The 22,823-nt window shown below is 65.1% G+C and carries 18 protein-coding genes and 3 tRNA genes; 3 read left to right on the top strand and 18 right to left on the bottom strand.

Going from position 1 to position 22,823, the window contains the following annotated elements; genetic code table 11:
- Position 1 precedes the first annotated feature (1 nt).
- The 5 genes from BWR19_09845 to BWR19_09865 form a co-directional block, all read right to left on the bottom strand.
- Positions 2–1,204: a 3-methyl-2-oxobutanoate dehydrogenase gene (locus BWR19_09845; protein APX93210.1), complete on the bottom strand. Its 1,203-nt coding sequence runs from the start codon at positions 1,202–1,204 to the stop codon at positions 2–4.
- 198 nt (positions 1,205–1,402) lie between these two features.
- Positions 1,403–2,122, bottom strand: coding sequence for an osmoprotectant uptake system permease (locus BWR19_09850; protein APX93211.1), 720 nt, complete (start codon positions 2,120–2,122; stop codon positions 1,403–1,405).
- The gene (locus BWR19_09855) at positions 2,119–3,081 is read right to left on the bottom strand and encodes an ABC transporter (GenBank protein APX93212.1); all 963 of its coding nucleotides are present in this window, start codon (positions 3,079–3,081) and stop codon (positions 2,119–2,121) included. Before BWR19_09855 ends, BWR19_09850 begins: the two co-directional genes overlap by 4 nt.
- Before the next feature lie 22 nt (positions 3,082–3,103).
- Positions 3,104–4,312 (bottom strand): ABC transporter permease, encoded by a 1,209-nt coding sequence (locus BWR19_09860; GenBank protein ID APX94980.1) that lies wholly within the window; start codon positions 4,310–4,312, stop codon positions 3,104–3,106.
- Positions 4,309–5,217: an ABC transporter substrate-binding protein gene (locus BWR19_09865; protein ID APX93213.1), complete on the bottom strand. Its 909-nt coding sequence runs from the start codon at positions 5,215–5,217 to the stop codon at positions 4,309–4,311. Before BWR19_09865 ends, BWR19_09860 begins: the two co-directional genes overlap by 4 nt.
- Before the next feature lie 55 nt (positions 5,218–5,272).
- Here BWR19_09865 and BWR19_09870 point away from each other — a divergent pair, with 55 nt between their 5' ends.
- Complete coding sequence (locus BWR19_09870) at positions 5,273–6,268, top strand: hypothetical protein (GenBank protein APX93214.1); 996 nt, start codon at positions 5,273–5,275, stop codon at positions 6,266–6,268.
- A gap of 8 nt (positions 6,269–6,276) precedes the next feature.
- Here the strand turns inward: BWR19_09870 and BWR19_09875 are convergent, their stop codons facing one another.
- From BWR19_09875 to BWR19_09885, 3 genes are all read right to left on the bottom strand, one after another.
- Positions 6,277–7,533, bottom strand: coding sequence for an allantoate amidohydrolase (locus tag BWR19_09875; GenBank protein ID APX93215.1), 1,257 nt, complete (start codon positions 7,531–7,533; stop codon positions 6,277–6,279).
- Positions 7,534–7,805: 272 nt separating this feature from the next.
- Entirely contained in the window at positions 7,806–9,212 is a 1,407-nt protein-coding gene (locus BWR19_09880; protein ID APX93216.1) for a cysteine--tRNA ligase, read from the bottom strand.
- A gap of 1 nt (position 9,213) precedes the next feature.
- A complete protein-coding gene (locus BWR19_09885; GenBank protein ID APX93217.1) occupies positions 9,214–10,926 on the bottom strand; it encodes a glutamine--tRNA ligase in 1,713 nt (570 codons plus the stop codon).
- A gap of 164 nt (positions 10,927–11,090) precedes the next feature.
- Between BWR19_09885 and BWR19_09890 the strand changes: the two genes are divergently transcribed.
- Positions 11,091–11,588, top strand: coding sequence for a peptidylprolyl isomerase (locus BWR19_09890; protein APX93218.1), 498 nt, complete (start codon positions 11,091–11,093; stop codon positions 11,586–11,588).
- Positions 11,589–11,660: 72 nt separating this feature from the next.
- A complete protein-coding gene (locus tag BWR19_09895; protein APX93219.1) occupies positions 11,661–12,413 on the top strand; it encodes a UDP-2,3-diacylglucosamine diphosphatase in 753 nt (250 codons plus the stop codon).
- A 5-nt stretch (positions 12,414–12,418) separates the two neighbouring features.
- Here the strand turns inward: BWR19_09895 and BWR19_09900 are convergent, their stop codons facing one another.
- The 10 genes from BWR19_09900 to BWR19_09945 form a co-directional block, all read right to left on the bottom strand.
- A complete protein-coding gene (locus BWR19_09900; protein APX93220.1) occupies positions 12,419–13,456 on the bottom strand; it encodes a GTP-binding protein in 1,038 nt (345 codons plus the stop codon).
- 263 nt (positions 13,457–13,719) lie between these two features.
- Positions 13,720–15,534 (bottom strand): peptidylprolyl isomerase, encoded by a 1,815-nt coding sequence (locus BWR19_09905; GenBank protein APX93221.1) that lies wholly within the window; start codon positions 15,532–15,534, stop codon positions 13,720–13,722.
- Between the two features lie 183 nt (positions 15,535–15,717).
- Complete coding sequence (locus tag BWR19_09910; GenBank protein APX93222.1) at positions 15,718–15,990, bottom strand: DNA-binding protein HU; 273 nt, start codon at positions 15,988–15,990, stop codon at positions 15,718–15,720.
- 177 nt (positions 15,991–16,167) lie between these two features.
- Positions 16,168–18,576 carry an endopeptidase La gene (locus BWR19_09915; protein ID APX93223.1) on the bottom strand — a complete coding sequence of 803 codons (2,409 nt, stop codon included), beginning with the start codon at positions 18,574–18,576 and terminating at the stop codon, positions 16,168–16,170.
- A 113-nt stretch (positions 18,577–18,689) separates the two neighbouring features.
- On the bottom strand, positions 18,690–19,970 hold the full coding sequence (locus tag BWR19_09920; protein ID APX93224.1) for an ATP-dependent protease ATP-binding subunit ClpX: 1,281 nt from the start codon (positions 19,968–19,970) through the stop codon (positions 18,690–18,692).
- A 78-nt stretch (positions 19,971–20,048) separates the two neighbouring features.
- On the bottom strand, positions 20,049–20,669 hold the full coding sequence (locus BWR19_09925) for an ATP-dependent Clp endopeptidase, proteolytic subunit ClpP (GenBank protein APX93225.1): 621 nt from the start codon (positions 20,667–20,669) through the stop codon (positions 20,049–20,051).
- Between the two features lie 117 nt (positions 20,670–20,786).
- Complete coding sequence (locus BWR19_09930) at positions 20,787–22,142, bottom strand: trigger factor (GenBank protein ID APX93226.1); 1,356 nt, start codon at positions 22,140–22,142, stop codon at positions 20,787–20,789.
- Between the two features lie 300 nt (positions 22,143–22,442).
- Positions 22,443–22,517: transfer RNA gene (locus BWR19_09935), tRNA-His, on the bottom strand.
- Between the two features lie 35 nt (positions 22,518–22,552).
- Positions 22,553–22,627, bottom strand: a tRNA-His gene (locus BWR19_09940).
- Between the two features lie 65 nt (positions 22,628–22,692).
- A tRNA-Arg gene (locus BWR19_09945) sits at positions 22,693–22,769 on the bottom strand.
- Positions 22,770–22,823: the final 54 nt, after the last annotated feature.

Here is a 22,823-nt window from a genome sequence, read left to right on the forward strand (position 1 = left end):
GTCACTGCCCTCCCGCCGCTGTCTCAGCAACGCCGTCGAGCCCGGCCGCGCCGCGCGGATACTCTTCGGGGTAGCGGCGCACATGCGCTTCCAGCGCTGCCAGCTGCTCGGCCAGGGCCGGCGGAACTTGGTCGTAGACGTCGCTGACCAGGCTCGCCAAGGGCGGCGGCGCTTCACGCTCGGCGCGCTTCATGGCGGCCAGGATCTCGCCGCGCAGCTGCTCCTCTTGGTGGCGCTCCGCGTCGTCGTCCCACCAGCCTTGGCGCTCGAGCCAGTGGCGCATGCGCGCCAGCGGATCCTTCTCGCGCCACGCCGCCTCCTCCTGCTGGCTGCGATAGCCGGAGGGGTCGTCCGAGGAAGAGTGCGCCGCCAGGCGGTAGGTCATGGCCTCGATCAGCACCGGCTTATTCTCCTCGACGGCGATCCGGCGTGCCGCCAGCGTCGCCTGGTAGACCGCCAGCAGGTCGTTGCCGTCGACGCGGATCACGTGCATGCGATAGCCGAAGGCCCGCGGGGCGATGCCGTCGGCGGCGAACTGCTCGGAGGTCGGGGTGGAGATGGCGTAGCCGTTGTTGCGACACAGGAAAATCACCGGCACCTGATGCACCGAGGCCATGTTGAGCGCGGCATGGAAATCGCCCTCGGAAGCGGCTCCCTCGCCGAAGAAGGTGATGGTGCAGCGTCCTTCACCATCCAGCTTCTGGCCATAGGCGTAGCCCACCGCCTGGGGAATCTGGGTCGCCAGCGGCGAGGAGATGGTCATGTAGTGGTACTCGGCGGAGCCGTAGTGGATCGGCATCTGGCGCCCCTTGCCGTAGTCCAGGGCATTACCGAACAGCTGGTTCATGAACTCGTCGATGGAGAAACCGCGATAGGCCAACGCGCCCTGCTCGCGGTACTGGGCCATGATCATGTCGTCGTCCTGCAGCGCCGCGGTGGCGCCGACCACGGTGGCCTCCTCCCCGGTGCACTGCAGGTAGAAACTCAGCCGCCCCTGGCGCTGGGCGGCCAGCATGCGCTCGTCGAGCACGCGGGTGAAACGCATCGCGCGGTAGATACGCAGCGCCTTGTCCTGGCTCAACTCGGGGGCTTCGGCGCCGTCGTGCAGCGTGCCGTCCTGGCGCAGTAGCGCAAAGGTCGGAATCTGCCATTCGTCACCGGTCATGAACTGCGGGACGTGTACGGTGGAAGTGTCGCGGGTCATGATCCTCTCCCTGGGGTAGTGGTCGGAGGAGACGCGTCGCCTTGTGGGCGCGGCCGTTGGGCGCTGGGGTATATGCCCCTGTTCTCAAGGTAGCTGCTCGGCGCCATCTCACCCATACGAGGGTCAACGCTATCATCAGTTTACGTTAACGTCATCCTGCAGTGCGACACCAACGCCATCGGCGCGCCTGGCGACGCCTCAACGCGACGCTAGCCGCTCGAACAGGCTATCCACGCACAGCGCCAGCAGTGCGATCAGGAGCGCGCCTTGCAGGATGAACGCCGTGTTGCCGTTGACGATGCCGGCGATGATCGGGTCGCCCAGGGTCCGCGCGCCGATGGTCGAGCCGATCGCCGCGGTGGCGATATTGATGGTCACCGAGGTGCGAATCCCGGCCAGGATCACCGGCCGCGCCAGCGGCAGTTCCACCTGCCACAGGATCTGGCGCCCCGACATGCCCATGCCGCGCGCCGACTCCATCACCCCCGGGGCAATGCCTTGAATCCCGACCAGGGTATTGCGCACGATCGGCAGCAGCCCGTAGAGGATCAGTGCAACGATGGTCGGCTGGCTGCCGAAGCCGAGTACCGGCACCGCCAGCGCCAGCACCGCCACCGGCGGAAAGGTCTGGCCGATCGAGGCCAACTGGCTGACCAACGGCAGGAAATCACGCCCCCATTGGCGGGTGACCAGTATCGCCGCGCCCATGCCCACTACGATGGCGCACAGCGAGGCCACCCCGACCAGCAGCAGGTGGTTGGCGACCAGGCTGGCGAAGCTGTCACGCTGGTAGATCAAGGTGCGGTTATCCGGCGCGACCAGCCGAAACGCCGCCTCCAACTGCGGCATCAGCAGCATCAGGGCCAGCAGCAGCAGCGCCCAGGCCAGCGGCGCACTCAAGCGATGCACCACGCTCATGGGCTGGCGTCCCGCTGGATCACGGCATCCTGCAGCGAGAGGCTGCCGATCACCTGGCCGTCAGGGTCGCTGACCAGCAGGCTGTCGACGCCGTGCCACAGCATCAGCGACAGCGCTTGGCGCAGGCTGTCGTCGGCGGCAACGCTCAGCGTCTCCTGCGCCCGGGCGCCTCGCTGGGCGTCGCTGAACGGGCGCATGCGCTCCGCCACCCGGGTCAGCGCGGCGTGCTTGAGGCCACGATCGCGCCCGCCCAGCAGCGATTCGACGAAGGCGTTGGCCGGCTCCCGAAGCAGCGCCTCAGCACTGCCCTGCTGGACGATACGACCGGCGTCCATGACCACGATACGGTCAGCCAGCTTGAGCGCCTCGTCCATGTCGTGGGTGACGAAGACGATGGTCTTGTGCAGCCGCGCCTGCAGCCGCAAAAGCTCGTCCTGCAGGCTTTCGCGGGTAATCGGGTCGAGCGCCCCGAAGGGCTCGTCCATCAGCAGCACCTCGGGATCCGCGGCCAGGGCTCGCGCTACGCCGACCCGCTGCGCCTGGCCGCCGGAGAGCTGGTGAGGGTACTTGCCGGCGAACTCGCCCTCGTCGAGGCCAAGCAGCGCCAGCAGTTCGCTGACCCGCGCAGCGATCCGCGACGTTGGCCAGCGCAGCAGGCGTGGTACCAGGCCGATATTGCGCGCCACCGTCCAGTGGGGAAACAGCCCGGTACTCTGGATGGCGTAGCCGATCCGCCGCCGCAGACGCTGCTCGTCGAAGTCGCGGATCTGCTGGCCGTCGATGCGAATCTGCCCGGCAGTATGTTCGATCAGGCGGTTGATCATGCGCAGGGTGGTCGACTTGCCGCAGCCGGACGTCCCCACCAGCACGCACAGCTCGCCGCGGGGAATGGCAAGCGAGATGGCGTCCACCGCCGCGGCATCGCCGAAGCGCTTGGTGACCGCATCGAGCTCGATCATGGTCGGCGCGCTAGCGTCTCGTTCAGCCATGTGCGACTCCCCTTCCCTGAGCGCGGCGCAGCTGCTCGGCCAGGGCGCTGAACGCGCCATCCACCAGCAGCGCGATAAGAATGATCGGCAAGGCTCCCAGCAGCACCAGGTCCATCGCCGCCTGCCCCAGCCCCTGGAAGATGAAGGTGCCCAGCCCGCCGGCGCCGATCAGCGCCGCCACGGCAGCAAGGCCGATGGCCTGCACCGCGGTGATGCGAATCCCCTCCAGCATTACCGGCAGCGCCAGCGGCAGCCTCACCTGCCAGAACACCTGCGCGGGGCTCATGCCCATGCCACGCGCGGCATCGGTGACGTCGGCGGCCACCTCATCGAGGGCCACGTAGGCGTTGCGGGTCATCGGCAGCAGGCTGTAGGCGACCAGGGCGATAAACGCCGGCGCCCAGCCGATGCCGCGCACTCCCAGGTCGCCCAGCCAGGTAAAACGCGCGGCGAGATAGGCCAGCGGCGCCAGCAGCAGCCCGAACAGCGCCAGGCTGGGAATCGTCTGCAGTACGCTGAGCACGCTGAAGGTCCCTCGGCGCAGCCCCGCCCAGCGCCGCATGGCCAGCGCCAGCGCGGCCGCCAGCAGCAGGCTGATGCCGACCACCGCCGCCACCAGCAGCAGGTGATAGCGCAGCGCGGCATGAAAGGCGGCACTGCGGCCGTGGTACTCACGCATCAGCGCCAGGCTGTCGAGCCCGCCGCTGGCCAAGGCGGCGAACAGCGACAAGGCCAGCACCAGCGTCAGCCCCCAGCGCGGCAGCGGCGCCAGCGTCAGGCGGTTGAGCAGCTCCAGCAGCGCCAGCAGCAGCACGAAAAGTAACGCCCACAGGCCAGCACCGAGGCCGATCCTGGCCGACGCCATGTCGGGGTCGATGTGCTCGGCCGCAACCGCCACCAGGCCCCACGGCAGCAGCGCCAGGCACAGGCCAACCAGCGCCAGGGCCGTCGCCAATGCACGCCGCGTGGGCCGCAACCCCAGCCAGGCCAGGGCGGCTAGCAGGATCAGCACGCCAGCCAGCGCCAGCGGCCCTCCCAGGGCCCACAGCGTCAGGCCCTCTCCGGGCATGATGCGGTTGGGCTGGACGCTGACCAGCGGCAGGCCGAGCATGACCGCCGCAGCCAGTGCAGTGAGCACCAGCAGCACCGGATTGGGCGCCGCGGCAGGCGGCGCCCCGGCAACATCACTCACGTCGCTCAGAGCCCGTCGAGAAACTCGCTGGCGACCTGGCGCGGGTCGGCACCTTCGACCGCCACGTCGCCGTTGAGGCGCTGCAGGGTCTCCAGGTCCAGGGCCTCGAAGACCGGCGTCAGCAGCGACTCGATCTCCGGATACGCCTCGAGCACGTCCTCGCGGATCAGCGGCGCCGGCTGGTAGACCGGCTGCACCGCCAGGGTATCCTCGAGCACCTTGATATCCAGGGCATTGAGCCCGCCGTCGGTGCCGTAGGCCATGGCGGCATTGACGCCGTTGGTCTGTAGCGCGGCAGCACGCAGGGTGGCGGCGGTGTTGCCCCCCGACAGCACCACCAGCTGGTCGGAACTCAGCTCGAAGCCGTAGGCGTCCTGAAACGCCGGCAGCGCCGCCTCGGACTCGACGAACTCGGCGCTGGCGGCAAAGATGAACTCGCCGCCGTCGGCCAGGTAGTCGGCCAGGTCTTCGAGGGTCTCGAGACCGTGCTCGCGGGCCACATCGCCGCGCACGCTCATCGCCCAGGTATTGTTGGCGTTGGCGGGCGTCAGCCACACCAGGCCGTTGCGCTCGAGGTCCAGCGCGGCGACTTCGGCATGTGCCGCCTCGGCATCGCGCCACAGGTCGCTGTCGGCCATGTCGAAGAAGAAGGCACCGTTGCCGGTGTATTCCGGGTAGATATCGATCTCGCCGGCGATGATCGCCTCGCGCACGATGCTGGTACCACCCAGCTGGGTGCGATCCTCGACGTCGATACCGGCCCGCTCCAGACTGAGCAGGATCAACTGACCAAGCACGGCGCCTTCGGTATCGATCTTCGACGACACCACCACGGGATCGTCCGCCTGGGCGCTACTCAGGCTCAGCAAGCCGCCGGCCAGCACGGCACTCATCCACGTCAACGTCCTGTTCATCGCAACCGCTCCGGTGTCAAATGGGTGTGGGATCAGTATCAAGGAAGCCAGTCGCATGTGCCAGACGGACGATCAACGCCTCATCGCACGCTACAGCCACCCGCTGGTTCGCGACCTGGCCTGGCTGATCACCGCCCCTGACCTGCTGGCGATGGCGTGGCCGGGGCGTCCCACTGGCGAAGAGCTGGGCCTCATCGGCACTGCCCTCACCGAGTACCTCGACGCCCAGCAGCACGATCCTCTGCTGCTGGAAGGACGCGTCGCCGACAGCGCCAGCGGTCGACTCGGCCACTACCACGAGCGGCTCTGGCAGCATCTGCTCGACAGCGCTCCGGGCACGCGTCTGATTGCCCACAACTGCCGCATCGAGCGCGACAAGCGCACCCTGGGCGAGCTCGACCTGATCTACCAGCGTCGCTGCGACGGGCGCCTGATACATCTCGAGGTAGCGATCAAATTCTACTTGGGCCTGGTGGAGGGCCCCGGCGGCGCCGACAGCCAGTCGCGCTGGATCGGCCCCGGCTGCGTCGACAGCCTGGCGGTCAAGCGCCAGCATCTTCACGACCACCAGCTGCCGCTGCTCGATCGGATCAGCGATACCGACACCCTCGGCCAACTGCTTGGCTCAGCGGCGCTGGTCGAGGACGCCCTGCTCAACGGCATCGAACAGCGCCTGGCGATTCCCGGCGCGCTGTTCTACCCGCTGGCATCTGATGCCTCCGCTCTACTCGCCCCCCGCGAGGCCACCGCTGACCATCTGCGCGGGCACTGGCTGCATGAATCTCAGTGGGACGAGTTGCGCCACGGGCTCGACGCCGACACCAGCGGCGCCTGGCTCAGCAAGCCGCACTGGCTGGCCCCGCCGAGCGCATCGCAGCTGCTGCCGCTGGCCGAACTGGATGCCCATATCCGCGCGCACTTCGCGGCGCGCCCAGCGCCGCTGCCGGTGATGCTGCACGGCGCCACTGGTTGGCAGCGGCTGTTCATCGTCAGCGACGACTGGCCGCGACGTATCCCGCTGCCGCCCTTGGCGGCAGTTGCCGTACGCTAACTGGCGTATCAGCGTTCCGCCTCGGCCAGGGCGGTCACGAAGCGCGCCAGCACCTCCACCGCTACGCCGAGGTCATTGGGCTCGATGGCTTCGTCGGGATGGTGGCTGATGCCCCGCTCGCAGCGCAGGAACAGCATGCCGATGTCGCACAGCGCCTGCATCGCCAGGCCGTCGTGGCCGGCGCCGCTAAAAAGGGTGCGCGGCGTCACGCCACTCGCCGCGACCGCGGCCTCGAGTCGACTCACCAGCGCCGGGGCACACTGCACCGCGGCCTGCTCATAGATCAGCCGCTGCTCGAGGCGCAGGTCGAGCTCGGCGAGCGCCGCATCGATACGCGTCAACAGCGTCTCGCGGGCGGCCAGCCGCGTGGCATCGTCGGGGGAGCGCAGCTCGATGGTGAGATCGGTACGCTGCGGGATCACGTTGACGCCGTTGGGCGAATTGTCGATCTTGCCGACGACGCCGACTAGCGCATCGGTCGCCTTGCACAGCTCATCGACCAGGCCGATCACCCGGGCGGCCCCTACCAGCGCGTCCTGGCGCAGATGCATCGGCACCGTGCCGGCGTGGCCGGCCAGGCCATGGATGCTGAGCTTATGGCGCTCGATGCCAGTGATCGCGCTGACCACGCCGATCGGCAGGCCCTCGGCTTCGAGCTGCGGGCCCTGCTCGATATGCACCTCGACGAACCCCAGCACCTCGCCAGGCGCATAGCGGTCGTCGGCGATGCGCTCGGGATCGCAGCCAAAATCGATCAGCGCCTGGCGCAGGGTCACGCCCTGGTCGTCCTGGGCGTCGAGCATGGACGGCTCGAAGGTTCCAGCGAGCACCTTGGAGCCGAGCAGCGTCGAGCTGAAGCGGGTGCCCTCCTCGTCGCTGAAGGCCACCACGTCGAGGTGGAACGGCAGCGCAATGGCGTGATGGTTGAGGTAGTGGACCAGCGCCAGGGGCAGCAGCACACCCATGATGCCGTCGTACTTGCCGCCGTGGGGGACGGTGTCCTGGTGGGAGCCGAGGAGCAGCGTGCGTGCCTCGGGGTTGGCACTGGCGTAGCGGCCGATCAGGTTGGCGCCATGGTCGCTGCGCAGCGTCATCCCGGCATCACGCATCCAGCCACCCAGCATTTCCAGTGCCTGGCGATGCTCGCGGGTCGCACACAGCCGTGTCACGCCATTGCGGTTTGGGTCATCGGTCTCGCTGACCCGGGCGATCTGCTCCAGCCACTGCCAGGCCAGCGCGCCGGCCTGCTCGTATGTGAGCGTCATGATGTCGTCCTGGTTGATGCTGACGACACGCCGCCAGCCTATTTATCATGATAAATAGGCTAGTGAATAGATCCAGAGGCTGTCAAACCGCGCCCTGAGACGACAACCCCCGACAGACTATATAGCGATATATTGCACAGAAAAGGCGATACAGCCTTGAAGTGAGCAATATACTGCTCACCTATGTAACACAAGACGCCCGATCCACCTTGCGGTGAGCCGGGCGTCAGATGGCGATCACGCCAGCATCGAGATACGGCAGACCACTGCGCTCAATCGTCGGCGCTGGCCAGTACCCAGGTGGTGCCCTCACGGGAGTCCTTGAGTTCGATCCCCAGGTCTGCCAGCTCATCACGAATGCGATCGGCGGTGGCGAAGTCCTTGGCCTGCTTGGCGGCGGCACGCGCTGCGATGCGCGCCTCGATATCGTCGGCGGGCAGCGGCAAGGCGGTATCGCCGCCCTGCAGGAAGCGCGCCGGATCCTGCTGCAGCAGGCCGAGCACGGCGGCCAGCCGCTTGAGCCCCACCGCCAAGCCGGGGGCCGCCGCTGGGGTCTCCTTGCGCGCACGGTTCAGTTCACGCACCAGGTCGAACAGCGCGGCCAGCGCCACCGGGGTATTGAAGTCGTCATCCATGGCGGCGTTGAAGGCGCGCTGCGTCTCGACCAGCACCTCACTGTCGGCCTCGTTGACGCCCTCCAGATCCAAGCCATCGAGGGCGGTATAGAACCGCTCCAGCGACTTGCGCGCCTCGGCCAGCGAGTCGGGCGCGTAGTTGATCGGGCTGCGGTAGTGGCTGGCCACCAGCAGGTAGCGCACCACTTCCGGGTCGTGGTGCTCGAGCACCTCGCGAATGGTGAAGAAGTTGCCCAGCGACTTGGACATCTTCTCCTGGTCCACGCGCACCGCCCCGGCATGCATCCAGGTGTTGACGTAGGGCTTGCCGGTGGCCGCCTCCGACTGGGCGATCTCGTTCTCATGGTGGGGGAAGGTCAGATCCGGCCCGCCGCCGTGAATGTCGAAGGTCTCGCCCAGGCAGCAGGTCGACATCGCCGAGCACTCGATGTGCCAGCCGGGGCGCCCCTCGCCCCACGGCGACGGCCAGCTCGCCTCGCCAGGCTTGGCCGCCTTCCACAGCACGAAGTCGAGCGGGTCCTCCTTGTGCGCCTCGACCTCGACCCGCGCACCGGAGCGCATCTCGTCCAGGTCGCGGTTGTTGAGCTTGCCGTAGCCCTCGAACTTGCGCACCCGGTAGTAGACGTCGCCGTTGTCCGCCGCGTAGGCGTAGCCCTTGTCGATCAGCGTCTCGATCATGGCGACGATCTCGTCGATATGGCCGGTGGCGCGGGGCTCGGCATCCGGACGCAGCACGAAGAGCCGCGCCTCGTCTTCGTGCATGGCCGCAATCATGCGCTCGGTGAGCGCGCCGATGCTCTCGCCGTTCTCGTCGGCGCGCTTGAGGATCTTGTCGTCGATATCGGTGATGTTGCGCACATAGGTCACCTCAAGGCCGCGAGCACGCAGGTAGCGGGTGATCACATCGAAGGCCACCATCACCCGGGCATGCCCCAGGTGGCAGTAGTCGTAGACGGTCATGCCGCATACGTACATGCGCACCCGTCCCGGCTCGATGGGGGTAAAGCGTTCCTTGCGCCGCGTCAGCGTGTTGTAGATCTGCATATCAGCCCTTCTTGTGACCTGGCTCTTGCTTCTGGGCCTCTTGCTTCTGAACCTTGGCCCACGTGTCCTTCAAGCCTACCGTGCGGTTGAATACCCGCTTGCCGTCGGCACAGGCATGACGATCGGCACAGAAGTAGCCAACCCGCTCGAACTGGAAGCGGCTCTCCGGCGCGACCTCGGCAAGGCTCGGCTCGCCGATCGCCTGGCACACCTGCAGTGACTCGGGGTTGAGGTGCTCGAGGAAGTCGGCGTCCTTGTCCTTGTCCGGCTGCTCGACCTGGAACAGGTTGTCATAGAGGCGCACCTCCATGGGTACGCCGTGCTCGGCGCTGACCCAGTGGATCACGCCCTTGACCTTGCGCCCCTCGGGGTTCTTGCCCAGGGTGTCGAAGTCCACCGAGCAGTGCAGCGCCTCGATCTCGCCGGCGGCGTCCTTGACCACGTCGTCGCAGCGAATCACATAGCTGTTGCGCAGGCGCACTTCCTTGCCCGGCGCCAGGCGGAAGAACTTCTTGGGCGGCTCCTCCATGAAGTCGTCGTGGTCGATGTACAGCTCACGGGTCAACGGCACCTTACGCACGCCGAGGTCATCGCGGGCCGGATGACCGGGCACGTCATAGACCTCTTCGAAATCCTCCGCCACGTTGGTCAGCACCACCTTGAGCGGCTTGAGCACGCACATGGCGCGCGGGGCGTTGTCCTCGAGGTCAGAGCGGATCGCATGGGTCAGCATGGCGATATCCACCAGGCCGCCGTCGGCGCGGGTCACGCCGATCATGTCGCAGAACTTGCGGATCGAGCCGGGGGTATAGCCGCGCCGGCGCATGCCGGAAATGGTCGGCATGCGCGGGTCGTCCCAGCCGTCGACGATCTGCTCATCGACCAGCAGCTTGAGCTTGCGCTTGGAGGTCAGGGTGTAGTTGAGGTTGAGGCGCGCAAACTCGATCTGGCGCGGCACGCAGGGCACCGGCAGGTTGGCCAGGAACCACTCGTAGAGCGGGCGGTGATCTTCGAACTCCAGGGTGCAGATCGAGTGGGTCACGCCCTCCAGGGCATCCGATTGACCATGGGTAAAGTCATAGGAGGGGTAGATCTTCCACTTGTCGCCGGTCTGGTGGTGGTGGGCATGGCGAATCCGATAGAGGATCGGGTCGCGCAGATTGATATTGGGCGCGGCCATGTCGATCTTGGCGCGCAGCACCTTGGCCCCTTCATCGAATTCGCCGGCGCGCATGCGCTCCAGCAGGTCGAGGTTCTCATCGGCGGAACGCTCGCGATACGGGCTCGGCTTGCCGGGCTCGGTGAGCGTGCCGCGGTACTCGCGGATCTCATCCGGCGAGAGATCGTCGACATACGCCTTGCCCTCGCGGATCAGATGCTGTGCCCAGGCGTAGAGTTGGTCGAAGTAGTCCGAGGCGAAGCGCACCTCACCCGCCCACTGAAAGCCCAGCCACTCGACGTCGGCCTTGATGGCGTCGATGTAGGCCTGCTCTTCCTTGGCCGGGTTGGTGTCGTCGAAGCGCAGATGACAGTCACCACCGAAATGCTCGGCGAGCCCGAAATTCAGACAGATCGACTTGGCGTGCCCGATATGCAGAAAGCCGTTGGGCTCCGGAGGAAAGCGGGTGACGATCTTGTCGCCACGACCGCCCTCGATCTCGTCGCGAATCTGGTTGCGAATGAAATTCGGCGCGCTGGTAGTATCGGTGGTCATGGTGTGAGAGCAAACCTCTGGTTGGCGCGATGGCGACCGCCTCGGCCCAAGGCGGGCAATGTCCCTGCCCTTGCGGCTTCGCGTGTCGATGCAAAACGGCTATTATAGCGTGACGCAGACGCGCTACGCCAAGGCGCACCCTCACAGACCCTCAGGAAGCCCACATGATCGTTCTGCAGACCAATTTCGGTGACATCGTCGTCCGCCTCGAGCACGACAAGGCCCCCAAGACCGCCGCCAACTTCGAACAGTACGTCACCGACGGCCACTATGACGGCACCCTGTTCCATCGGGTCATCAATGGTTTCATGGTCCAGGGTGGCGGTTTCGACACCGACTTCAACCAGAAGCCGACCCGTGACCCGATCGAGAACGAGGCCGATAACGGCCTCAAGAATCTCACCGGCACGCTGGCCATGGCGCGCACCCAGGACCCGCACTCCGCCTCGGCGCAGTTTTTCATCAATGTCGCCGACAACGACTTCCTCAACCATACCGGCAAGTCGATCCAGGGCTGGGGCTACTGTGTGTTCGGCGAAGTCGTCGAGGGCATGGAGGTGGTCGAGCGCATCAAGGAGGTGCCGACCACCCGCCGCGGTATGCACGCCGACGTGCCTGCCGAGGACGTGGTCATTCAGCGCGCCTACCTCAAGGACGCCTGACCCCGATGCCAGATCGAAACGCCCGCCATCGCGCGGGCGTTTTATATCGCCTGATGCCTGTGGAGCCATGCCATGACCACCCTGCTGATCGCCGACCTGCACCTTCATCCCAGCGCCCCTGAGGTCACCGAGGGCTTTCTCGCCTACCTCGCGGATAGCGCCAGCCAAGCGCACGCCCTGTACATCCTCGGCGACCTGTTCGAGGCGTGGATCGGCGACGATATCCTCGACAGCCCCGAGAGGGATCCGCTGGCGGTACGCGTGGTCGAGGCACTCAGGGCGCTCAGCGACGGCGGCACCCAGCTGTTCCTGATGCACGGCAATCGCGACTTCCTGCTCGGTACACGCTTCGCCGAGGCCTGCGGCGCCACCCTGCTGCCCGACCCTTACCGCATCGAACTCGGCGGCAAGCCGGTGCTGCTGATGCACGGCGACAGCCTGTGCACCCGCGACGCCGCCTACATGGCCTTTCGCGCCCAGGCCCGCGACCCGCAGTGGCAGGCCCAGGTGCTGGCGATGCCGCTCGAGGCGCGGCTCGAACTGGCCAAGAGCCTGCGCCAGCAGTCCGGCGAGGCCAACTCCAACAAGGCCGAGGACATCATGGACGTGACCCCGGAAGAGGTCGACCGGGCGATGATCGAGCACGACGTCGCGACCCTGATCCACGGCCACACCCACCGCCCCGCGATACACGTGCTAGAGGTCGACGGCCAGCCCGCGCGGCGCCTGGTCCTCGGCGACTGGCAGCCGCAGCGCGGCTGGGAAGTGCGCATCGAGGGCGAGCGCCCGCCGCAGCTGCTGGAGTTCGCCCTGCCGCCCAGCTGAAGGCCTCAGGTCGACGCGGCGGCGGCCAGCCGGCACTCGGCCAGGCGCTCACCCAGCGCCTGGCCGTCAGGCAGCGTGCCGGCTGCGCCGATCACCTCCAGCCGTGAATCGCGCCGCCAGGCGCTGGGTGACAGCTCGCTGCGCCCGTTGCTGCGGTTGAACAGCCGCCAGCCGACGTCGGTGTGCCACACCGCCTTGACGCGCAAGCGACGATCGAGACCGTCCAGCAGCTGCGTCAAAGCGTCCAGCGAGAAGCAGTCCGAGGCGTGCCAGCGCCAACCGATGCTGGCATGGCCCAGCGCCTCCCCCGCCTCGAAGCAAGGCTGCCCCGGCGCCGGCTCTCGGTAGCTGAACTCGTCTAACAGCACCGCCGCCGGCGGCTCCCGGTGATCCACGCCGGGCGGCCTCTGGCCAGAGCCGGTGGCCGGTGCCGTGAGCAGTAGCGACGCCGACAAGCGCCCGTGGGGCGCCTCGTTCACCCAGCGCTTGGGTGGCCACATCGCATCCACGTAGCGCAGGGCCTCGCGCCGCTGTGCCGCGCTGCTCAAATCGGTCATGGTCAAGGCCACGGCATCGGCCATCAGCAGTTGGTCGCGAAATGTCTCGTGCTCGCGAGCCTTCGGGTCGTCCAGGCGCCGCGGATCGAGCAGCGTGACAATCTCACGCACCTCCAACACCGAGTCGAAGGCCTGGCCGCGCAGCATATCCAGCAGTCCGGCGGGATGTCCCAGCCCCGACGGCTCGATGATCATACGATCGGGCCGCTCGCGGCGAATCAAGTTGACCAGCGCGGCCTGCAGCACGAACGCCAGCTGACAGCACAAGCAGCCCCCCGGCAGCCCCTTGACCACCACGTCATCCCGCGCCTCGAACATCGCCTGGTCGATCCCCACCTGGCCGAACTCGTTGATCACGATGGCCCAGCGCTCCTCGGCGGGCTTATGTGCCACCAGATGGCGGATCAGACTGCTCTTGCCGCTGCCCAGAAAGCCGGTCACCACGTGTACCGGTATCAGCCCCGGGTTGTCATCGCCGTGTTGCATCGCCACCTCGGTGTCGCATCGCCAGTATCGTTACTTTATAACATCTTTCAGACAAAAAAACGCGTGGCCGAAGCCACGCGTTTACCTATCTGCAGAATGGCATAGGGAAGCGCTGAACACATCGCCGAGCGAGATGAAGCGCAAGGCGCACGGAGCGCAGGAACCGGAGCCTATGGGGTATAGGTGAGGATTCCGACCGGGCTGGCGCACCAGCACCGCGCAACGCAGCGATTCGCTCGCGCAGGCATTTGTTTAGTGTTTCCCTAGAGGCGCTCGATCTCCGCGGTACTACGCAGGTACTCGAGCAGCCCCTGGATGGCTGCCTGGGCGCGTAGGCGCTCGGACATCTGGGTCACGAACCCGTCCACCTCGGCATCCACCTCACCGCTGCCGACGCTATCCAGGGCGATAATCGCCACCCGGTCGCCGTCGACCACATGGCCGTAGCGCGGCTGGTCATCGGGCTGCGGCAACCTGAAGGCGGCCTGGATGACCGCCCGCGGTGCGGCGCCGGACTGTCGATCGACCTCATCGGCGCTCTGCCAGTCGATCTCCAGCTCGTCGCCGTCGCGAAGCGCCTCGATCTGCGTCTCTGCCAGCTCACGCAGGGCCTCGCGGCGCAGGTTGGCATTCACCGACGCCTCGACCCGATCCCGCACGTCGTCGAGTTCGAGCAGCGTCGCCTCACGGTGTTCGGCGACCCGTAGCACCATGCGCCGGTCATCGTCGAGCTCGAGCACCTCGCTGTTGAAACGCTCTACCAGCACGTCGTCGCTGAACGCGGCGTCCATGACTCCCGGCTCGGAGAGCACACCGTCGGCATCGTCCCGTGACACCCAGTCGGTGGTATGCAGCTCGAGGCCGATGTCGTCGGCCACGCTCTGCAGGTCGTCAGCGGCAAAGCTGTCATCGATCAGTTGCTGGACGCGACGGTTGAAGTCATCGGTGACCTCGGACAGCGCGGCGTCGCGCTGCAGGTCGTCACGCATCGCGTCGAAGCTGGGCATGTCGAGCTCGGTGACGCGAATCAGATGCAAGCCGTTGCCGCTCTCGACGATGTTCGAGGTCTCGCCCTCGCCCAGGCTGAAGGCCGCTTCCTCGAAGGCGTCATCGAAGAATCCACGGCTGACCGTGCCCAGATCGCCGCCCGCCTCGCTGGTGGAGGTATCGTCGGAGTACTCCTCGGCCAGGTCGGCGAAGTCATCGCCCTCATCGAGGCGCGCCTGCACCTCTTCGAGGCGTGCCTCGGCCTCCTCGCGGCTGCGCTCGCCGTTGAAGGTCACCATGATATGGGAGACGCGGCGCTCGGCATCACGGCCGCGCTCGGCATAGGCCTCGCGCAGCAGCTCCTCGTCGAGCTCGTGCTCAGCGGCCATCTCTTCACGATCGATGATCACGTATTCGAGGCGCACCTGTTCGGGGCGGCGGTAGCGATCGGCGTTGGCCTCGTAGTAGCTCTCGAGCTGCTCCTCACTGGCTTCCGGTAACGTATCGAGATCGTCATCGTCGAGCAGGTGATAGCGGAAGCTGCGGGTCTGGCGCTGCAGCTCGCCGAGCCGCTCGCGCTCACTGGCCAGCGTGAAGTCGCTGAAGGCCAGCCCCTGCTGAAGCTGTTGGCGCTGCATATCGGCCTTCAGCTCTTCGCGGAAGCTGGTCGGCGAGTAGCCGGCGCTGGCCAGGCGATTGCGGAACAGGTCGGCGTCGAAGCGGCCGTTCTGATCCTGAAACTCCGGCAGCGTGACGATCAGCTGGTCGAGCTGGCTCTCCGACAGGTAGAGGCCGCCATCGGCAGCATAGCTGTCCAGTAGCGCTTCGGTGATCAGGTCGTCGAGAACCTGATTACGCAGCGCCCGCTCCTGCTCCGGCGGCACCTGGCCGCTGCGGATCGCGCGCTGCACGTTCATCTCCACCTGCTGGCGGGTGATGGTCTGGCCATTGACCTCGGCCACGTCGTCCGGGCTGCCGGTGAACAGCGTCACCAGCGAATCGACCCCGAACAGGGCCATGGTCACCACGACGGCACCGATGATGATCTTGGCGCCCCAACTCTTGGAGCGGTCCCGAATACTTTGCAGCATGCTAGCCTCAGCTGAAGAGTGGCACGAAATCCCTGGAGATCGAGAAGGCGACCATTATACCCGGACGCCACCGGCGACGACTATCGTCGTCTCACACGGTGAGGATGGCGACCAATAAAAAGGCGCACCGCTTTCGCGATGCGCCTGGCGGCATACGGCACGTCCGCGGGGCATGGGCCCTGCTTAGTTGACCGAATCCTTGAGTGCCTTGCCGGCCTTGAAGCTTGGCACCTTGGCAGCACTGATCTCGATCGGCTGGCCAGTCTGAGGATTACGGCCGGTACGCGCAGCACGCTCCTTGACGGTAAAGGTACCAAACCCTACCAGAGAAACGGAATCGCCCTTCTTGAGGCTGTCAGTCACGCTATCCACCATGGCGTCCAGCGCACGGCTAGCAGCCGCCTTGGGAATATCTGCAGATGCAGCGATGGCTTCGATCAGCTCGGACTTGTTCACACTTCACCCCTTGACTATTTCGGAAATTGACTTCTAATCGGCGCTATCTTTTATCGGCATACACGATCACGTCAAAGCGTGATTTATAGCAATGCACGCAAAGATCTGTCAAGCAACACTTGGCGCCAAGCCCCACCATGACTGACTTCACCTTCAATCATGGTGGAGAAAATAGCATCAATGCGTACTGATCACTGAGTGCGAGGCACCTTTATCATCTGAGCGCTGATCGTCACTCTTGACGCCAGGCTTTGCCACCAGCGCCTCATCCAGAACTTCATCAATCCAGCGCACTGGCATGATATCCAAGGCATTCTTGATGTTGTCCGGTACTTCCTTGAGGTCGCGGCGGTTTTCTTCAGGTATAAGCACTTTCTTTATACCACCCCGCCGAGCGGCCAGCAATTTCTCCTTTAGGCCACCGATCGGCATCACCTCGCCGCGCAGATTGACCTCACCGGTCATCGCCAGATCACAGCGCACCGGTCGTTCAGTGTAGGCCGAGACCATCGCCGTGACCATCGCAATCCCCGCACTCGGGCCATCCTTGGGGGTCGCCCCCTCTGGCACGTGGATATGCAGGTCCTCCTTCTCGAAGCGCTCAGGGTCGATGCCCAGCGCCACGGCCCGCGCCCGCACCACGGTCTGGGCGGCACTCACCGACTCCTTCATCACGTCGCCCAGCGAACCGGTCTTGTTGATCCGCCCCTTGCCCGGAGTCACCACCGACTCGATGTTGAGCAGCTCGCCGCCCACCGAGGTCCACGCCAGGCCGGTGACACGGCCGACCTGATTCTCCTGGTCGGCCAAGCCGTAGCTGTAGCGGCGCACCCCGGCGTGGGGCTCGATATCCACCGCCGCCAGCATGCGCGGCGCCTGGGCGCCCTCCTTGGCCTCCGCCTCGAGCCGTTCACGCAGCACCTTGCGGCAGACCTTGGCGATCTGGCGCTCCAGCTCTCGCACCCCTGCCTCACGCGTGTAGTAGCGGATCAGCTCGAGCAGCGCATCGTCACCAATCTCCAGCTCCCCGTCCTTGAAGCCGTTGGCCTTGAGCTGCTTGGGCACCAGGTAGCGCCTGGCGATGGCCAGCTTCTCGTCCTCGGTATAGCCCGGCAGACGGATGATCTCCATGCGATCGAGCAGCGGCCCGGGAATGTTCATCGAGTTGGCGGTGCAGATGAACATGGTCTCGGAAAGATCGTAGTCGAGTTCCAGATAGTGATCGCTGAACTTGTCGTTCTGCTCGGGATCGAGCACCTCGAGCAGCGCCGAGGCCGGATCGCCGCGATGATCCATGCCGATCTTGTCGACCTCATCGAGCAGGAACAGCGGGTTCTTGACCCCGGCCTTGCTCATGCGCTGGACCATCTTGCCCGGCAGCGAGCCGATGTAGGTACGGCGGTGACCGCGAATCTCCGACTCATCGCGCACCCCGCCCAGCGCCAGGCGCACATACTTGCGATTGGTGGCCCGAGCAATCGATTGGCCCAGCGAGGTCTTGCCCACCCCGGGCGGGCCCACCAGGCACAGCACCGGCCCCTTGAGCTTCTTGACGCGCTTCTGCACGGCGAGATACTCGAGGATGCGCTCCTTGACCTCCTCCAGACCGTAGTGGTCCTCATCCAGCACCGCCGCGGCGCGTACCAGGTCGTGCTTGACCCGGGTGCGCTTCTTCCACGGCACCGAGATCAGCCAGTCGAGGTAGGAACGCACCACCGTGGCCTCGGCGGAGGTCGGCGACATCATCTTGAGCTTGCCCAGCTCCTGGGTCGCCTTGTCGGCGGCCTCCTTGGGCATCCCGGATTCCTCGATCGCGGTCTCGTACTTCTCGGCCTCGTTGGGCACGTTCTCGAGCTCGCCCATCTCCTTCTGGATGGCCTTCATCTGCTCGTTGAGATAGTACTCGCGCTGCGACTTCTCCATCTGGTCCTTGACCCGCGAACGGATCCGCTTCTCGACCTGCAGCAGGTCGATCTCGGACTCGATCAGCGCCATCAGGTGCTCGATGCGATCGCGTACGCGGTCCATCTCCAGCAGCTGCTGCTTGTCGTTGATCTTCAGCGACAGATGCGCACAGACGGTATCCACCAGCCGGCTCGGATCCTCGATGCCGGACAGCGAGCTCAAGACCTCGTTGGGCACCTTCTTGGACAGCTTGACGTACTGCTCGAACTGGTTGAGCAGTACGCGCACCAGCGACTCCTGCTCGCGCTCGGTGAGCGGCACGCTCTCGCGCAGGGTCACGCTGGCCTGGGTGTAGCCGGCCTCGGTCACGCTGATGGCGCCGACATCGGCACGCGAGGCGCCCTCGATCAGCACCTTGACGGTGCCGTCGGGCAGCTTGAGCAGCTGCATGATCTCGGCCACGGTGCCAACCGCAAACAGATCCTGGGTATCAGGATCATCCTGGCCCGCCTCGCGCTGGGCGACCAGCAGGACGCGCTTGTCGGCTTCCATGGCGGCCTCGAGGGCCTGGATGGATTTTTCGCGGCCCACGAACAGGGGGATGACCATCTGCGGATAGACGACCACATCGCGCAGGGGAAGAAGGGGCAGACTCAGGGTCTGTTCGGCGTTCTGCTGCATCGCAGACGTTCCTCAAAATCGGGTGGTTGGTCTGGTGATGGGGGCATCGCCGGCACTTTACAAGCGAACGGGGCCATGACTGGCATGGCCCCGTGCGCGGATCGGTGGCGTGCTCAGCCGTCCTTGCCAGCCACCTTGCTCTCGTCTTTCTGAGAGTAGATCAGCAGCGGCTCGCTATCGCCGGCAATCACCGACTCATCGATCACCACCTTGGTGACGCCCTCCAGCGAGGGGATCTCGTACATGGTATCGAGCAGCACCGACTCGAGAATCGAGCGCAGCCCACGGGCACCGGTCTTGCGCGCCATCGCCTTGCCCGCCACGGCGCGCAGGGCGTCCTCGCGGAAGTCCAGCTCCACTCCCTCCATGTCGAACAGCTTGGCGTACTGCTTGACCAGCGAGTTCTTGGGTTCGGTGAGAATCTGGACCAGCGCATCCTCGCTGAGCTCGGTGAGGGTGGCAATCACCGGCAGGCGGCCCACGAATTCGGGGATCAAGCCGAACTTGACCAGATCCTCGGGCTCGACGCCGAGCAGCAGATCGCCGACGCCCTTGTTCTCGTCCTTGCTCTTGACCTCGGCATTGAAGCCGATGCCGCCCTTCTCGGCGCGGTCACGGATGACCTTGTCGAGTCCGGCGAAGGCGCCGCCGACGATGAACAGGATGTCACCGGTGTCGACCTGCAGAAACTCCTGCTGCGGATGCTTGCGCCCGCCCTGGGGCGGCACCGAGGCGGTAGTGCCCTCGATCAGCTTGAGCAGCGCCTGCTGGACACCCTCACCCGACACATCGCGGGTAATCGAGGGGTTGTCCGACTTGCGCGAAATCTTGTCGATCTCGTCGATGTAGACGATGCCCTTCTGGGCCTTCTCGACATCGTAGTCGCACTTCTGCAGCAGCTTCTGGATGATGTTCTCGACGTCCTCACCCACGTAACCCGCTTCGGTCAGCGTGGTCGCATCGGCGATGGTAAAGGGAACATTGAGCAGTCGCGCCAGGGTCTCGGCCAGCAGCGTCTTGCCGCTGCCGGTCGGGCCAATCAGCAGGATGTTCGACTTGCCCAGCTCCACATCGTCAGACTTCACATCGGCACGCAGCCGTTTGTAGTGATTGTAAACCGCCACCGACAGCACCATCTTGGCGCGGTCCTGGCCAATCACATAGTCGTCGAGGGTATGACGAATTTCGCGCGGAGCCGGCAGACGATCTTCGTCGCCCTCTGCATCGGCTTCGAGGACTTCCTCGCGAATGATGTCGTTACACAGATCGACACATTCGTCGCAGATATACACGGACGGGCCTGCAATCAGCTTGCGGACTTCGTTCTGGTTCTTGCCGCAGAACGAGCAGTAAAGCAGCTTGCCGCTGTCGTCCTTACCTTTGCCGTCGGCCATTCGCGTACCTCATTACGGACGGCGGCCTCTAAGCCGCCGGAGTTGCCTATCGTGAAATCTCAGTGGGAAATCACGCTATCAGGATGCCGGACGCTTATCCAGCACGGCATCGATCAGACCGTACTCTGCCGCCTGGGCGCCGTTCATGAAATTGTCACGATCGGTGTCCTTGGCGATGGTCTCAATGTCCTGGCCGGTATGGTCGGCGAGAATCTTGTTGAGCTTGTGACGGATACTGAGAATCTCCTTGGTGTGGATCTCGATATCCGACGCCTGCCCCTGGTAGCCGCCCAGCGGCTGGTGAATCATCATCCGCGAATTGGGCAGGCAGAAACGCTTGCCGCTCGCACCGCCGGCCAGCAGCAGCGCACCCATGCTCGCCGCCTGGCCGATGCACACGGTGGAAATATCGGGCTTGATGAACTGCATGGTGTCGTAGATCGACATCCCGGCAGTCACCGAACCACCCGGCGAATTGATGTAGAGGTGGATGTCCTTGTCCGGATTCTCGGACTCGAGGAACAGCAGCTGTGCTACCACCAGGTTGGCCATGTAGTCTTCCACCGGCCCCACCAGGAAGATCACACGCTCCTTGAGCAGGCGCGAGTAGATGTCGTAAGCCCGCTCGCCGCGTGCACTCTGCTCGACCACCATCGGCACCAGGCCACCGGCGTTTTGAATATCGAACTCGTTGCCCATCTGTGTGATGTCCTTTAATCCGCTGTGGTAAGCAGCCGGAGTGACCCGGCTATCGTCTACCTTACACCATGACGCAAGGCCCGGCGGATGCCGGGCCTGTCAACGCTTGCCAGGAGGTTACTCCTTGGCGGCGGCGTCTTCGTCGTCTTCGGCATCACCGGCCTCGGCCTGCTGCTGGGCCGCCTGCAGCGCCTCCTCATAGGACATCTCGACGTCCTTGACGGTGGCCTGCTCGAGCAGCGAGTCGACCGCCTTCTCTTCGAGAATCGCCGACTTGAGCTGATTCTTGAGCTGGTCGTTGCCAAGGTAGTACTCGATGACCTGCTCCGGCTCCTGGTACTGCTGGGCCAGCTCCTCGACCTTGGCCTTGATCTCGTCGTCGCTGGCCTCGAGCTCACCGGACTTGATCACTTCGGCCAGCAGCAGCCCCACCTGCACTCGGCTCTTGGCCTGATCGGCGAACAGCTCGTTGGGCAGTTGGGAGACGTCGAAGTCTTCGCCCAGGCCAAACTGCTGCGCGGCCTGACGCTTGAGCGCGTCGGTTTCCTGCTGCACCAGCGCCTGCGGCACCGGAATGTCGTTGACCTTCTTGAGCGCCTCGAGCACCTGCTGCTTGACGCGGTTGTCGACCGCCTGCTTGGCCTCGCGGGTCATGTTCTTGTGCACTTCGGCACGAAACTTCTCGACGTCACCCTCTTCGACGCCGAACTGCTTGATGAATTCCTCGTTGACCTCGGCGAGCTGCTGAGCGCTGACCTTGTGCACCTTGACCTTGAAGGTCGCTTCCTGGCCGGCCAGGTTCTCGGCCTGGTAGTCCTCGGGGAAGGTGACGGTCAGGGTTTTCTCGTCGCCGGCCTTGGCGCCGACCAACTGCTCTTCGAAGCCGGGGATGAAGCTGTTGGAGCCCAGCACCAGATCATGGTTCTCGGCGCTGCCACCCTCGAACGGCTCATCGCCCAGGAAACCCTGGAAGTCGATGGTGACCTGATCGCCGTCTTCGGCCGCGCGGTCGACGCTCTCCCAGGACGCATTCTGCTTGCGCAGGGTCTCGATCATGGTGTCGACGTCGGCGTCCTTGATCTCCACCACCGGGCGCTCGACCTCGGTGCCCTCGATGCCGTTGAGCTCGACCTCCGGATAGATCTCCAGGGTAGCCACGAACTCAAGGTCCTTGCCGGACTCGTTGACGGTCGGCTCGATCTGCGGGTAGCCGGCGGGGTTGAGGCTCTCCTGGGTGATTGCCTGGACGTAGCGCTCACGCATCACTTCGCCCACCACCTCATTACGCACCTGGCCGCCGAAGCGCTGGCGAACCACCGCCATTGGCACCTTGCCCTGGCGGAAGCCGTTCAGGCGAACGTTCTTCGCGGTGTCCTTGAGGCGGGCCGCAACGGCCTTGTCGACCTCTTCTGCCGGCACCTGAACCTTGACACGGCGTTCGATCTGGGAGGTCGTCTCGACGGAAACTTGCATGAATAGTCCTCTACCGACTGGGCGTTCTGATGAATGCGTTGTCTGTTGAATGCGTGGATGCGCAGTGCTGCGCAGCGAGAGCAAAGGGGGTAATTCTATGAACCCCGCCAGCCGCTGGCAAGCGCGCCATGCCACGACAATGGGGGCGATGGGCGTATTTGCAAGGCCAACTGCCTAGCACCCACGCGAGATGTACGATATGACACGACGAATACGGGCATGACCGCCGGCATCAGGGGCAGCAGCGCAGCAACACATGAGAAGGCAAAACAGGAGGGGAAACACGAAGAAGTGAGGTAATGGGGTGGATGATGGGGATCGAACCCACGACCACCGGAGCCACAATCCGGGGCTCTACCACTGAGCTACATCCACCACTACCTGACACTGACCGGCAACCGAGCAACGAATGGGGTGGATGATGGGGATCGAACCCACGACCACCGGAGCCACAATCCGGGGCTCTACCACTGAGCTACATCCACCATTTCGTCGTCACGAGCGGTATCGATCTCACCGCCCACGACCCCTGCCACGACCACGCCTGACCTGGCGCGCCCAGCAGGACTCGAACCTGCAACCTACGGCTTAGAAGGCCGTTGCTCTATCCGGTTGAGCTATAGGCGCATTCTACGACCTTCAGGCTCTTGCCGACAACCCTTTGACTATATTTTCTCAACA

The sequence above is a fragment of the Halomonas sp. 1513 genome (genome assembly GCA_001971685.1).
Lineage (GTDB): Bacteria > Pseudomonadota > Gammaproteobacteria > Pseudomonadales > Halomonadaceae > Franzmannia.